Genomic DNA, 12178 nt, shown 5'->3' with positions numbered 1-12178 from the left:
TTCTATGTAAAATGCTGTAACCTTTTTATCACCAGAAATTATTCGTATAACTTACTTCCAAATACAGCTTTTTCTAAATTCGATAAACGTTTTAAAATGTCCGTATTCGTGTTGTTATATACTGGTTGTGCAACTGGTGTTTGTACAACTGGTTGTTGTGGAACTTGCGTTGCTGCTAGCTTTTGCTCTTCTAATTCACGCTTTAAACGAGCATTTTGTTGCTTTAATTGTTCAAATTCCTTGTGAAAAGCTTCATAATCTTTAATGATCATATCAAGAAACTTGTCTACTTCTTCTTGTTGATAACCTCTCATACCTGTTTTAAATTCTTTTTCTAAAATATCTTTTGCCGTTAATTTAATTTTATCCGAAATCATTTTCTTCACCTCAAATTTTTGCCAAAACTTTCATTAACTAAATTTTTTCAGAAACAATGCTTTTTGTCAATCATATATACGAGTACTATATTACATATTACTCAGCATTATTCCACTGTTCCTCTTCTATTATATCTTGTAAATCGGAAAAAAGAATGAAATAACTGTGATAATTTTCTATTTCTCCTTTTTTCTTTGCCGCTTCTACAATATATTTAGGACTCCCTGGTTTTTCTTCATCATATACAGCTAAAAGTGCATCACTTTTTTCAATAAAAAATTGATTTTTTAATTTAAATTGCTCTGGGCTTTCGTACTTTCGTTTTGTGATACTATCAACATGGTCTGCTTGAGAGAGAATAAATTCGTAATATTCACGGTTATCTTCCTTCCAACCTTCTTCTTGTTCTAAAAATGGAGTAAATACCGCTAATTTTAAATCTGGATATTCTACTTGTATTTCAAAAACAACTTCAGCAGCCCATAATTCTACACCTAACTGGCCACTTATTATAACCCACTCTAACCCATCTTCTACAAAAGCAGTTAATTTACGACGCAGCGCCTTTTTTATACATTCTACTCCTGGATGATCATTTTTAAATATTCCAAGTTCAAATGGCTTATAGCCTGTTACTGCAATAACTTTCATATCAACACTCCAATTACAAAAAAAGAACTAGCATTTCGCTAGTTCTAACATATCATTTACTTTTTAAATATTCCACCAACGTTTGGTCCAATATTCGGACCTACTGGTGATACATTGTTTGGTAAAAACGGAGATACATTTGGTCCTGGTCCAAACGGTGATACATTCGGTCCTGGTCCGAATGGGGATATTTGATGACCGTGGTGGTGATGATGACCATGGCCACATGGTCCACATCCGCCGAATCCTGGGTCGATTGGGTCCACAACATTTACATTTGAATTTGTTTGCGGGAAGAAGTTTTGGTTTTTAATTTGTTGATGATGTACATGTGTTGTATGCGTCGGGAAAATGTGTGGCACCACCGTTGTTGAAAAAGAATGTGTTACGCATTGTTTCGTCGGATGAATGACAGGAGCAGTTGTACAAATAGGTCCTGTAGGCTTATGCCCTCCAAAGCAAGGATGACAATGATGCATAGTTTTTCTCTCCTCTCTCATAAAAAAAATCTGATTACACTTTACAGTATGAGAAAAGAGGGTAAGCCGCTTGTTATATATACCCATTTATTCTAAGGAAATTTGTCTAGTCTTTGATTTTCTATCCAATGCTTTTTATAGACAAACCTTCGACATTACTTACCAAAAAAGCCTCCCACTTGCTTTACAATACCTGTCACTTGATTCATCGCATTCATCATTTGTCCAGCTGTATTCATCATTTTATTTACATCATAGTTACCATCTGAATTTTTAAATTGGGAAACAAAACTAGAAAATTGGCTTGGTTGCTGCTGTTGCTTTTGTTTATTTTGTGTCGGATACGGTTGTTTTGGTGGATAAAACATCGCTTGTTGATTGCCATAGGGAGATGGTGGTGGCATATAATATTGTGAATTTATATAAGGTTGCGGTTGTTGGTTCATATACGGTTGTTGCGGTTGTTGGTTCATATACGGTTGCTGCGGTTGTTGGTTCATATACGGTTGCTGCGGTTGATTCATAAACGATACTTCAAATGGCTGGTAATAATTTTGATTTCCATAATGAGGCTCGAAAGGATACATATTATAACGTAAATATGTATCCGTATTATATTGGTACATATTTTGCTGTGCATATGGATTAGATTGCTGATATACGTTAGATTGTTGAAACATGCATTCTCTCCTCCTTCACATAAGTTTCTACATATATAATATGTACTTGTAAAATAATTTGTGTGACGGAGTATCTGTCTATTTTTGTCGGAAGTTTAAATTTTTAAAAAATTATAAAAGAAAACCCTTCCATGCTATGATAAAAAAGAAGAAGATTCTCATGGGGGAGGAATCAACATGGTATTAGGGGATTTAAAACAAGCGTTTTCTCAAAAAAAGGGGTATTACACAGAGAATGTAAATGAATTGTTAGACTTTGCGAGACATTGGTATCTCGAAGGGAAAATATGTATTTCAGATTACCGAACAGTAATAAAAGAACTAGAAATAAACGGGGCAACAAAACCTACAACAGTGACAGAAGCATAAAAAAACAAGAGGGTTTCCCCTCTTGTTACTTACATTGCTCAATTATATTTTGCAAAGTATACGAAATGGCTTGATGCGTTTCAAAGAATCGCTTACCTTTACCTTTATTTACAAAGCATTGCAACACATTTGTTTGTAAATTATCGTACACTTGATCAATTTGCTGTACATGTATATACTTCGGTTTTTCTTCCTTAATCCATTCATAAGCTAATTCTTTCCACACTTTTAATTCCTCATCTACCATATCTACAAACGGTTTCATATCCTTGTAAAAATCGTATTCAATCATTTCTCTTTTTTTCACATTTGCTTCATTATTATGTTGCATAAGTTTTTCCGAAGACTGTATTAATGCTTCATACTTCATTTTATTCCCACCTTATTATGCACTCACTACGACGTTTTGAAATGCCTTCACCCAATTCCCTTTTTCTTCGTGATGCACTAATTTATTTTCCATATGCTCAATATGCATTTCTGTTATTTCTATCTTGTTGCATATTTTTTCACTCTTATCCTTTAATGCATGATTCATTCTAATCCCTATATTCATTTCCAGCAAATCGAGAGAACTTAACATTTGATCCATTGTTTTCATTACATCTTCCTTCTGAACCATCGCCATATACAAAACGCCTCCTTCTTTGCTTTTCCTTTGTCATGTAATTTCGCCGAATGATTCTTCACTCCTGCCCACATGACAAAACTAGTTGTTATTCGTCAAAGAAATCATTTTGTATGTCATTTATAGAAATGGTAACAATACAAAAAGGAGGTGCATGAAAATGGCAAAGAACAAAAACGAAAAAAAGAAAAAACAAAATAAACAAAATAAACCCGAAACTGGCAATCCAAAATTAGATGGTCCAAACTTCCCTGCTACATAAAGTGAAACTTCTTTAATCTCTTATATTCATTACGTTTTGAGATTAAATGTTTACCACGCATAGTAGGGTTACTTCACATTAAGAAGTCCCGTCTTCATTTATGAAGACGGGACTTCTTTTTTATTATATCACGAACTCATCCATCCTTTTAACAAAACGATTTACGGTGGAAGCAATATAGATTTGCTCCCTCTTTCTTTTATACCATTCTGTTATATCAACTTCACCCGTATACTCTTCTCGTAAAAATAGTTCATTTATTTCCGTATCTCTACAAAACCAATCTCTCATACTTATTTCATCATGTGCAACAGCAGGATAAACTTCTCTAAGAGCTGGTGTACAAGATTTTCTAGCTTCACTTACATAACATTCATAATCTGCTCTTGATCCTGTGTGTATCGTTTGCGATGCAAATCTATGGAATAAACTTTTGTAATTCGGATGGAACAGTAACGCTGCTAATTTCTTTCCTAGTTCTATACGCTTCTGTAACGTTTCAAATTGATAAACTGAAAAACCATACACCTTCCCTTCAACGGTTGGGAATATAACGGCACTAATATGGAGCATTTCTTGTAATTTAAAAAGGGCTGTATGGAATACATGTTTTTTAAAGTATGCATTCTCAATAACTGGTTTTTGAATTTTATTTTGTTCATTTATAATAAGCGCTGTCATAAGTCTATTTATATCTTTTTTCTCCCAAAAATATATCCATTCTTTTTCCATAAAAATGGATACGTTAAAATATTGTAACAAATGGAATAGTGGGATCTGCCTCCTCTTACTTTCTTCGTATAACAACAGCTGAGGAAATGCATCTAAAAAAATAATCCAATTCGCTTCTTCATAAGTCAAAAACAAATGTTTTTTTACTGTTTGAGGTAAAACAGTAGCATAATACCTCCCTTGTAAATCAGTCATATTCCACCCCGCATTTCTCGAGACCATACTCGCTAAAAAAGCCCACCTAATTTCACTATTTCTTACATAATATTCTTGATAACACTGCGTTCGAGAAATGTTGTCCATATTAGCTATTTCTATTTCCCTCTTCATGTTGTAAACCATTGTTTTTTCTTTCTCTGTACAGACCGTATTTTTACGATATTGTTTAATTTTTTCATAATCATTCCATGTAAACATGAATAAGTCATCATACCTTTCTGCAAAAAGGTCACATCTTTTTTCATTTTTTGTTATAATCACCTTTGTAAGTAATTCTTAGCAAGTTGGGAGTGGACACACTATGACCATTCGTTACCCAAATGGAAAACGGTACAATCAAGCTTCACAACCTCATAAAACACCAATTAAAAAACATACTTATAGTAACAGAGGTATGTCCCTTGAAGAGGAATTGAATGAAACGAATGAATATTACTTAACCCATAATATTGCATGCGTACATAAAAAACCTACACCTCTTCAAATTGTAAAAGTAGATTACCCCGCTCGAAGTGCTGCAGTGGTAAAAGAAGCGTATTTTAAACAACCTTCTACAACAGATTACAACGGTGTATATAAAGGGAAATACATCGATTTTGAAGCGAAAGAAACAAAAAATAAAACGAGTTTTCCACTTCAAAACTTCCACCTTCATCAAATTGAGCATATGAAGCAAGTAATCGCTCATAATGGAATTGCATTTGTTATTATTAAATTTACACTTTTTGATGAACTTTATTTATTAGATGCAAAACATATTATTGCATTTTGGAATCGTCAAAATACAGGTGGAAGAAAATCGATTACGAAAGAAGAAATAGAAGAGCATGGATCTTTATTATCATGCGGTTATCACCCTCGGATTGATTATATCCGTGTACTAGACACGGTTTATTTTTCGTGATAGAGTCATCACTAAGGCTCTTTTTTCGACTTTTGGGGAGAGAATGAAAGGTAGGAGAAAGTATAATGTCAGATAATTATCGTTCTCGTACAGAACGAAATCATGTAAAAAATCAAAAGCAAGAAACAAATACAGAGAAAAAACCAAAGAAAAAAGGCTCCTTTTTTAAAAAATTCCTTATAGGTTGTCTACTTCTTGGTATCGTTGGTCTTGTAGCTGGCGTTTCCGCTTTCTTTGTTATGGTGAAGGATGCTCCAAAATTAGACAAATCAAAACTCGTCAATCCTTTATCAACAAAGTTTCTTGATAAAGATGGGAACTTTTTCTATGAATACGGTGCTGAAAAACGAACCCACGTTACGTATGATCAAATTCCAAAAGTAGTTGAAAATGCATTCCTTGCAACTGAGGACTCACGTTTCTATGATCATAATGGTATTGATTTTAAACGAACTACAAAAGCAGTTATGGAAAATGTCACTGGAGGTTTCGGATCTCAAGGTGGTAGTACGATTACACAACAAGTAGTCAAAAACTATTTTCTAACGATGGACAAAACTGCAAAGAGGAAAGTACAAGAATGGTACCTATCTTACAAATTAGAGCAACAATACTCTAAACATGAGATTTTAGAAATGTACTTAAATAAGATTAATTTAGGTAACCGTTCATATGGTATTGCGACAGCAGCGCAAAAATATTATGGAAAAGATTTAAAAGACTTACAGTTACATGAAGCTGCTATGCTCGCTGGTTTACCCCAAGGTCCAAACATTTATGATCCAACCAAAAAGGAAAATGTTGAACGAGCAACAAATCGTCGTAATGTCGTATTGTCATTAATGAATCGACATGGTTATATAACAAAAGAAGAAATGAATAATGCAGTTAAGATTCCAGTAACAGAGGGTCTTCAACCGTCTTCAGAAATAACTGAGATGAAGTATCAAGCATTTTTAGATGCGGTTGTAAAAGAAGTTGAAAAAGAATATCCTGATGTAAATATTGGTTCAGATGGTTTAACGATTCATACAACACTTGATCAAGATGCGCAAGATTATGCTGAAAAAATTATGGATGGCAATCTTATTAAGTATCCGAATGATCAATTCCAAGGGTCGTTCGTATTTATGGATACACAGTCTGGTGAAGTTCGAGCAATTGGAGCTGGGCGTAAAGGAAGTAAGTCTACTTTCAAAGGTCATAATATGGCTACCGATTTAAAACGCCAAGTCGGTTCAACAATGAAACCAATTTTTGACTACGGCCCAGCAATTGAAAATTTACAATGGTCTACATACCATCAATTAAATGACTCAGAGTATACGTATTCCAATGGTAAAAAGATACGAAATGCAACAAATAGTTACAAAGGTGACGTTTCACTACGTGAAGCTTTGAAAAAGTCATTAAACATCCCAGCTTTAAAAACAGCCCAAGCTGTTGGTCTTCCTAAGTCACAAGCGTTTGCTGAAGGTTTAGGTATGACATTTAAAGACGGCAAAACATTTGAATCAACAGCAATTGGTAGTAACGATAGTTCACCATTACAAGTAGCAGGTGCATATGCAGCCTTTGGTAATGGTGGGAACTACAATAAACCGCACTTCGTAAAAGAAGTTACCTTCCCAGATGGGAAAAAGAAAAGTTTTAAACCGAAAGAACAACGTGCGATGCAAGACTACACAGCTTACATGGTGACTGACGTTCTTCGTGACGTCGTAAAACCTGGTTCTGGCGGTACTGGTCCAACAGCATACGTTTCAGGTGTTGATGTTGCCGGTAAAACAGGAACACAAAACTTTGATGCAGACGTTATAAAAGAATATGGTATTCCAGCTGATGCAAACAGAGATAGCTGGTTCGCTGGATATACACCGCAATATACAATGGCAGTATGGACTGGGTACGAAAAAAATGGCCCAGAAAACTACATTAGTGATCGTTATACTAGAATTGCACAGCAAATGTTCCAAGTAATGATGAGTAAATTCGCTACAGATAAAACTCGTTTCGAACGCCCTTCTTCTGTACAAGAATTAAATGGTGAATTGTATGTAAAAGGCGCTAAAAAGGATGCAGTGAAACAAATTAAAGTAGATGCACCTAGTGGTCTTAATGTCACTTTCGATGGCGCTAGCACAGTTACACTAAACTGGTCTGGACCAGCAGAAGTTGATGCGTATGCCGCAAGCTATAAAGCGACTGACGGTTCAAGCGGTAGTTTATCAATAAAAGGTACGACAGCTACTCTTGGTGGTATTAAACCAGGTGTTACTTATAGCTTCTCTGTAGTAGCGAAAAAAGGTACTGGAACAAGCCCGGCCGTTGGTGCATCCTTCACTGCGCCTGGAGGAACTCCAGACGCGAAGAAAGCTGAAGATGAGGCTGCTAAGAAGAAGGCTGAAGAAGAAGTTAAGAAAAAAGCCGATGAGGAAGCTCAGAAAAAGGCTAATGAAGATAAACTAAAACAAGAAGAAGCTAAGAAAAAAGCTGAAGAAGAAACTAAGAAACAACAAGAGCAGCAGCTTAAACAGCAAGAAGAAGCTCAAAAGAAAGCTGAAGAGGAAGCTAGAAAAAAAGCTGAAGAAGAAGCTAAGAAACAACAAGAACAACAACGTAAACAGCAAGAAGAGGCTCAAAAGAAAGCTGAAGAGGAAGCTAGAAAAAAAGCTGAAGAAGAAGCTAAGAAACAACAAGAACAACAACAAAATACCGGCGAAGATACACCTCACGCAGACGGAAATGTTGTTACAACAGAGTCTTAATACAAAAAAAGAAGTCCTTTCTCTTAACGAGAATAGGACTTCTTTTTTGTTATCATTTTCTTTACATATAGCTTTTCTATTTCAATATACAACTGCGCTAACTGAATATAAGAATGATAATTATTCGGTTTCTTTATAATGAACGAATATCGCTCTATAAAATTAACTGGTTGTACTTCCAACTTACTCGTGTAATCTGCCATTTTGTTCAAACAATGAACAGGTTGCTCGTTTAGCCAATATACAATTGATAATAAATGTGCTGCAAAAAGAATCATCGGACCTTCAGCTTCTTGTTTCTTTCTGTTTCGAAATAAAGTAGCAATGTCCTCATGCTTATTTTTCCATACATTCAATAGTACCGGAATACTGTTTTCAATTTCATTCCACGGCTCATATTGTCTTTCCATATCATATATAAAATAAGTCTTTTGTATTGTTTCTTCAAATGACTGTTCTGTATAATACGCAATCGAATTTATACTTTCTTTAAAAAATGGTAAGCACCGAAATTCTCTCGGTATTTCTATCACTCGCTCCATCCTTTATTTCCCCTTCATTCGCTTCTTTCCTTCTCGGCATACTTCTAGTAAAGGGCACTCTTCACATTGTGGTCGCTGCGCTTTACAGTGATAACGTCCAAAGAAAATCATACGGTGATGTGTAACGCTCCATTCATCCATCGGAATTTTCTTCATTAATGTCTTTTCTACTTCTAACACCGAATCTTTCCATCTACAAATCGCTAACCGTTTACTCACTCTCTCTACATGCGTATCAACAGCAATTGCCGGAATACCAAACGCTACCGAAACAACTACGTTTGCTGTTTTCCGACCTACACCTGGTAACTTCGTAAGCTCATCTCGATCTTTCGGCACTTCCCCATTGTAATCATCTAATAACATTCTGCACAATTTTTGAATGTTTTTTGCTTTATTTCTATACAAACCAATAGAACGTATATCTTGTTGTAATTCTTCTAGCGAAACACTTAAATAATCTTCTGGTGTTTTATATTTTTGAAATAAATTTTTCGTCACTTTATTTACAAGTGCATCTGTACATTGTGCAGATAATGCTACCGCGATTACTAGTTCAAATGGATTATCATGAATTAATTCACAATGTGCTTCTGGGTACATATCCGCCATTGTGTCTAAACAATAGCGAATTTGCGTTTTATTTAACATATACTTCCTCCTACATTACTGCTCCAACCAATTATAAAAAGGCACTTTTCCAGTAAATTTCGTCTCTTGTTTTGTCGTTTGCTGCGTTCGTTGTTGATTTGCTCTAAATTTCCGTCCTTGGTTTTGGGCTTGATCTACTGTTTTAATACCATTCTTTTTCCATTCAAATAAAATACGATCAATATATCGGAAATTAAGCTTACCACTCATTACAGCTTCCCTGAGGGCCGCTTGAATTAAATTCGGATGATGTTGATCTTGATCTTCCCACATTCCCAACGTTTCACATTCAAATGGAGAAAGTGGTCTTCCAAATTCTTTTTCAAATACTGTATATAAATTTACTTGCAATTGCTTTATTTCTTTTTGTTCTTCCTCTATTGATTCATTCATTAAGAAATGCAATATTTTTTCCCATAGCGGTTGTAAAGAATAACTTTCACACATCATCGCTTCTGATTTTTGTCCACCTTCTAGTGATAAAAAACCTTTTTGAATCAATGCCTGAATTACTTCCATACATTTCATTTCGGTAATCGTCATCCGTTCTGAAATCTCTGACGGAGTCGGAAACGAATTGCCCGATTCTAAAAATGTATGTACATGAAGTACAACCATAAATTCCGTTTCATTTAACCCTAATTTTTTATAATGCATCATAAGTAATTTTGGAATTGCAATGCTTCCCTGCTCAAACCACTGTAACATCATTTTCTTTTTCATCACCAAACACCTCGCTCTCTAGTATAACACACCTTTCGCCATTTCTTTTTGCCACAATTCGTCAAAAAAACCTCCCTATTATGTAGGAAGGTTTTTGTATTACATTAATAAAATATACAATTAAGCTTGCACTTTACTTTTCATAAACGTGTGAATACGTTCTAATGCTTTCTCCACTTGTTCAAGAGATGTCGCATATGATAAACGAACGTTATTTGGAGCACCAAATCCTGTACCTGGTACAAGAGCTACTTTTTCCTCTTCTAATAGAGCTTTTGCCCAATCATCAACAGTTTCGTATCCTGATAAAGCTACTGCTTCTTTTACATTAGGGAATAAGTAAAATGCACCTTGTGGTTTAATGCAAGTAAAGCCAGGGATTTGAATTAATTTATCATAAATAATGTTTAATCTCTCTTCAAATGCTTGACGCATTGTTTCTACAGGTTCTTGTGAGCCTGCATATGCCGCGATTGCGCCGTATTGAGCGATTGAAGTAGGGTTTGACGTACTATGACTCGCTAAGTTCGTCATCGCTTTAATAAGCTGCTTATTTCCTGCTGCATATCCAATACGCCATCCTGTCATAGAATGAGATTTAGATACACCATTAATAATAAGTGTTTGTTCTTTTAATGCATTAGAAAGCTGGGCAACCGAAGTATATTCTGCTCCACCATAAATTAATTTCTCATAAATTTCATCTGAAACGATTAAAATATTGTGTTCTAAACATACTTCTCCAAGCTGTTGTAATTCTTCTTTGCTGTAAATCATTCCTGTTGGATTGCTCGGTGAATTAATAATAACTGCTTTCGTTTTCTCTGTAATTGCCTCACGCAGCTGCTTCGCTGTAATTTTGTATTCATTATCTTCAAGGCCTTCTACATAAACTGGCTTACCACCAGCAAGCTTTACTTGTTCCGGATAACTTACCCAGTATGGCGTAGGGATGATAACTTCATCACCTTCATCAAGTAGCACTTGGAATAATGTATATAATGCATGCTTTGCGCCGTTACATACAATAATTTCAGACGGATCATACGCAATTCCTTGATCGCGAGTAAACTTCTTCACAATTTCTTGTTTTAACGCTTGTAACCCACCTGTTGGTGTATATTTCGTATGTCCTTCTAACATCGCTTTATGTGCAGCATCCATAATATGTTCTGGCGTATTAAAGTCAGGTTCTCCTGCCCCTAATCCAATTACATCATGACCTTCTGCTTTTAATGCTTGTGCCTTTGCTGTAATTTCTAAAGTTGCAGATGGTGTTAAAGCAGCTACTCGCTTTGCTAATTTCATTTGTAGTTCCCCCTACATCTATTTTTCAATGCTGTATCGTCGTAAAAACTGCCCATCTTTAAATGCAAGATAGTAATAACTATAACGATTTTCATCATCAATATATGTAACTTCCCATAATGGTATATTGTTTTCAAAGCCTAATTTTATTTTTAAAATTTCTTTAGGCTTACTTTTGTGCTCTTTACTGTCATCTCCGACTTGTTCAATCGTTCTTTGTAAAGCCTCTTTTTCAGAAATACCTTCACTCTTTTTCCTTACTATAGTTTCCCCTTTTTTCTCAGGCACCCAAACGATAAGTTGTTCTCCTTTTTCATCTGTACCTTGTACGACAGTATATGAAGATTCTCCGTTATAATAATCCACAGATTTTACTTTTACAAGCTTTGCTTTTTCTTTTGCAATTTCTACAGATTTTGCCTCTTTAGGGATTTTCTTTTCCATTGCTTTATTATAAACATACGCCCCATATATTCCGCTAGCAACGATTACGATAACGATTGCAAAGATCCACTTTTTCATTGTATCACTACGTTCTGTAAATCGTAAATACAGCTGTTTCTTTATCTTTTTCGTCTAATGCTAATCCGAACATGAGGTCCTGCTCTTTTAACGTACGATTCAAACTATCAACGATTTTATACAAGTCAGACGAATATTTAATACGCGTCGTTGATAGGACTTCGATTTTCTTATCCATGAAAAAACTCCTCCGTTACACAAAAATTTCTAATTATAGAAGAACGCAATGCGGTTACAATAAGAGTACATTCTTTACAACCCCTGCTTCATCACCCATCTATTATAGCAGGACATGTACAGCAAAAAAAGGTTTCAAGTCGAAAACCGATACATTTTGTATACAAGAAGTAAGAAAAATAAAA

General features: G+C 35.1%; 17 protein-coding genes. 4 read left to right on the top strand and 13 right to left on the bottom strand.

The window, feature by feature from the left end; genetic code table 11:
- Positions 1-38: 38 nt before the first annotated feature.
- The 4 genes from gpsB to EGX95_RS06625 form a co-directional block, all read right to left on the bottom strand.
- Positions 39-377: a cell division regulator GpsB gene (gene gpsB / locus EGX95_RS06640; RefSeq protein ID WP_000622430.1), complete on the bottom strand. Its 339-nt coding sequence runs from the start codon at positions 375-377 to the stop codon at positions 39-41.
- Between the two features lie 97 nt (positions 378-474).
- Positions 475-1029 carry an SLOG family protein gene (locus tag EGX95_RS06635; protein WP_000862921.1) on the bottom strand — a complete coding sequence of 185 codons (555 nt, stop codon included), beginning with the start codon at positions 1027-1029 and terminating at the stop codon, positions 475-477.
- A 56-nt stretch (positions 1030-1085) separates the two neighbouring features.
- A complete protein-coding gene (locus EGX95_RS06630) occupies positions 1086-1508 on the bottom strand; it encodes a CotD family spore coat protein (protein ID WP_000546264.1) in 423 nt (140 codons plus the stop codon).
- A 155-nt stretch (positions 1509-1663) separates the two neighbouring features.
- Positions 1664-2188 carry a YppG family protein gene (locus tag EGX95_RS06625; protein WP_097648766.1) on the bottom strand — a complete coding sequence of 175 codons (525 nt, stop codon included), beginning with the start codon at positions 2186-2188 and terminating at the stop codon, positions 1664-1666.
- A 177-nt stretch (positions 2189-2365) separates the two neighbouring features.
- On the opposite strand from EGX95_RS06625, the gene EGX95_RS06620 reads away from it, so the two are divergent.
- Entirely contained in the window at positions 2366-2557 is a 192-nt protein-coding gene (locus EGX95_RS06620) for a YppF family protein (protein WP_000242664.1), read from the top strand.
- A 25-nt stretch (positions 2558-2582) separates the two neighbouring features.
- On the opposite strand, the gene EGX95_RS06615 is transcribed toward EGX95_RS06620, so the two are convergent.
- On the bottom strand, positions 2583-2927 hold the full coding sequence (locus EGX95_RS06615) for a YppE family protein (RefSeq protein WP_000872959.1): 345 nt from the start codon (positions 2925-2927) through the stop codon (positions 2583-2585).
- Between the two features lie 15 nt (positions 2928-2942).
- Positions 2943-3185 carry a hypothetical protein gene (locus EGX95_RS06610; protein ID WP_001252039.1) on the bottom strand — a complete coding sequence of 81 codons (243 nt, stop codon included), beginning with the start codon at positions 3183-3185 and terminating at the stop codon, positions 2943-2945.
- 85 nt (positions 3186-3270) lie between these two features.
- Between EGX95_RS06610 and EGX95_RS30270 the strand changes: the two genes are divergently transcribed.
- Positions 3271-3447: a hypothetical protein gene (locus EGX95_RS30270; protein ID WP_001982922.1), complete on the top strand. Its 177-nt coding sequence runs from the start codon at positions 3271-3273 to the stop codon at positions 3445-3447.
- A 123-nt stretch (positions 3448-3570) separates the two neighbouring features.
- On the opposite strand, the gene EGX95_RS06605 is transcribed toward EGX95_RS30270, so the two are convergent.
- Positions 3571-4596 (bottom strand): DUF2515 domain-containing protein, encoded by a 1026-nt coding sequence (locus tag EGX95_RS06605; protein ID WP_002027377.1) that lies wholly within the window; start codon positions 4594-4596, stop codon positions 3571-3573.
- Positions 4597-4699: 103 nt separating this feature from the next.
- Here EGX95_RS06605 and recU point away from each other — a divergent pair, with 103 nt between their 5' ends.
- Both recU and EGX95_RS06595 read left to right on the top strand, forming a co-directional pair.
- Entirely contained in the window at positions 4700-5302 is a 603-nt protein-coding gene (recU, locus tag EGX95_RS06600; protein ID WP_000155592.1) for a Holliday junction resolvase RecU, read from the top strand.
- A gap of 65 nt (positions 5303-5367) precedes the next feature.
- Complete coding sequence (locus EGX95_RS06595) at positions 5368-8070, top strand: PBP1A family penicillin-binding protein (RefSeq protein WP_001283128.1); 2703 nt, start codon at positions 5368-5370, stop codon at positions 8068-8070.
- Positions 8071-8093: 23 nt separating this feature from the next.
- Here EGX95_RS06595 and EGX95_RS06590 read toward each other — a convergent pair whose 3' ends face one another.
- The 6 genes from EGX95_RS06590 to EGX95_RS06565 all read right to left on the bottom strand — a co-directional run bounded on the left by EGX95_RS06590 (position 8094) and on the right by EGX95_RS06565 (position 11994).
- Complete coding sequence (locus tag EGX95_RS06590) at positions 8094-8612, bottom strand: YpoC family protein (RefSeq protein WP_000442680.1); 519 nt, start codon at positions 8610-8612, stop codon at positions 8094-8096.
- 3 nt (positions 8613-8615) lie between these two features.
- Positions 8616-9263, bottom strand: coding sequence for an endonuclease III (gene nth / locus EGX95_RS06585; RefSeq protein WP_000933025.1), 648 nt, complete (start codon positions 9261-9263; stop codon positions 8616-8618).
- 15 nt (positions 9264-9278) lie between these two features.
- Positions 9279-9986, bottom strand: coding sequence for a DNA replication protein DnaD (dnaD, locus tag EGX95_RS06580; RefSeq protein WP_000728540.1), 708 nt, complete (start codon positions 9984-9986; stop codon positions 9279-9281).
- Between the two features lie 120 nt (positions 9987-10106).
- The gene (aspB, locus tag EGX95_RS06575; protein WP_000761548.1) at positions 10107-11294 is read right to left on the bottom strand and encodes an aspartate transaminase AspB; all 1188 of its coding nucleotides are present in this window, start codon (positions 11292-11294) and stop codon (positions 10107-10109) included.
- An 18-nt stretch (positions 11295-11312) separates the two neighbouring features.
- Positions 11313-11816 (bottom strand): cell wall elongation regulator TseB-like domain-containing protein, encoded by a 504-nt coding sequence (locus EGX95_RS06570; protein WP_000758749.1) that lies wholly within the window; start codon positions 11814-11816, stop codon positions 11313-11315.
- A 7-nt stretch (positions 11817-11823) separates the two neighbouring features.
- Positions 11824-11994, bottom strand: coding sequence for a YpmA family protein (locus EGX95_RS06565; protein ID WP_000358352.1), 171 nt, complete (start codon positions 11992-11994; stop codon positions 11824-11826).
- Positions 11995-12178: the final 184 nt, after the last annotated feature.

This window comes from Bacillus sp. FDAARGOS_527, from assembly GCF_003812125.1.
Taxonomy (GTDB): Bacteria; Bacillota; Bacilli; order Bacillales; family Bacillaceae_G; genus Bacillus_A; species Bacillus_A paranthracis.
The sequence above is the reverse complement of the archived record's forward strand: the minus strand, read 5'-3'. Positions and strand labels throughout refer to the sequence as shown.

Bases quoted from the DNA above. Each gene is read 5' to 3' on its own strand.
- gpsB (WP_000622430.1), bottom strand. From the start codon at position 377: ATGATTTCGGATAAAATTAAATTAACGGCAAAAGATATTTTAGAAAAA.
- EGX95_RS06635 (WP_000862921.1), bottom strand. From the start codon at position 1,029: ATGAAAGTTATTGCAGTAACAGGCTATAAGCCATTTGAACTTGGAATA.
- EGX95_RS06630 (WP_000546264.1), bottom strand. From the start codon at position 1,508: ATGCATCATTGTCATCCTTGCTTTGGAGGGCATAAGCCTACAGGACCT.
- EGX95_RS06625 (WP_097648766.1), bottom strand. From the start codon at position 2,188: ATGTTTCAACAATCTAACGTATATCAGCAATCTAATCCATATGCACAG.
- EGX95_RS06620 (WP_000242664.1), top strand. From the start codon at position 2,366: ATGGTATTAGGGGATTTAAAACAAGCGTTTTCTCAAAAAAAGGGGTAT.
- EGX95_RS06615 (WP_000872959.1), bottom strand. From the start codon at position 2,927: ATGAAGTATGAAGCATTAATACAGTCTTCGGAAAAACTTATGCAACAT.
- EGX95_RS06610 (WP_001252039.1), bottom strand. From the start codon at position 3,185: ATGGCGATGGTTCAGAAGGAAGATGTAATGAAAACAATGGATCAAATG.
- EGX95_RS06605 (WP_002027377.1), bottom strand. From the start codon at position 4,596: ATGTTTACATGGAATGATTATGAAAAAATTAAACAATATCGTAAAAAT.
- recU (WP_000155592.1), top strand. From the start codon at position 4,700: ATGACCATTCGTTACCCAAATGGAAAACGGTACAATCAAGCTTCACAA.
- EGX95_RS06595 (WP_001283128.1), top strand. From the start codon at position 5,368: ATGTCAGATAATTATCGTTCTCGTACAGAACGAAATCATGTAAAAAAT.
- EGX95_RS06590 (WP_000442680.1), bottom strand. From the start codon at position 8,612: ATGGAGCGAGTGATAGAAATACCGAGAGAATTTCGGTGCTTACCATTT.
- nth (WP_000933025.1), bottom strand. From the start codon at position 9,263: ATGTTAAATAAAACGCAAATTCGCTATTGTTTAGACACAATGGCGGAT.
- dnaD (WP_000728540.1), bottom strand. From the start codon at position 9,986: ATGAAAAAGAAAATGATGTTACAGTGGTTTGAGCAGGGAAGCATTGCA.
- aspB (WP_000761548.1), bottom strand. From the start codon at position 11,294: ATGAAATTAGCAAAGCGAGTAGCTGCTTTAACACCATCTGCAACTTTA.
- EGX95_RS06570 (WP_000758749.1), bottom strand. From the start codon at position 11,816: ATGAAAAAGTGGATCTTTGCAATCGTTATCGTAATCGTTGCTAGCGGA.
- EGX95_RS06565 (WP_000358352.1), bottom strand. From the start codon at position 11,994: ATGGATAAGAAAATCGAAGTCCTATCAACGACGCGTATTAAATATTCG.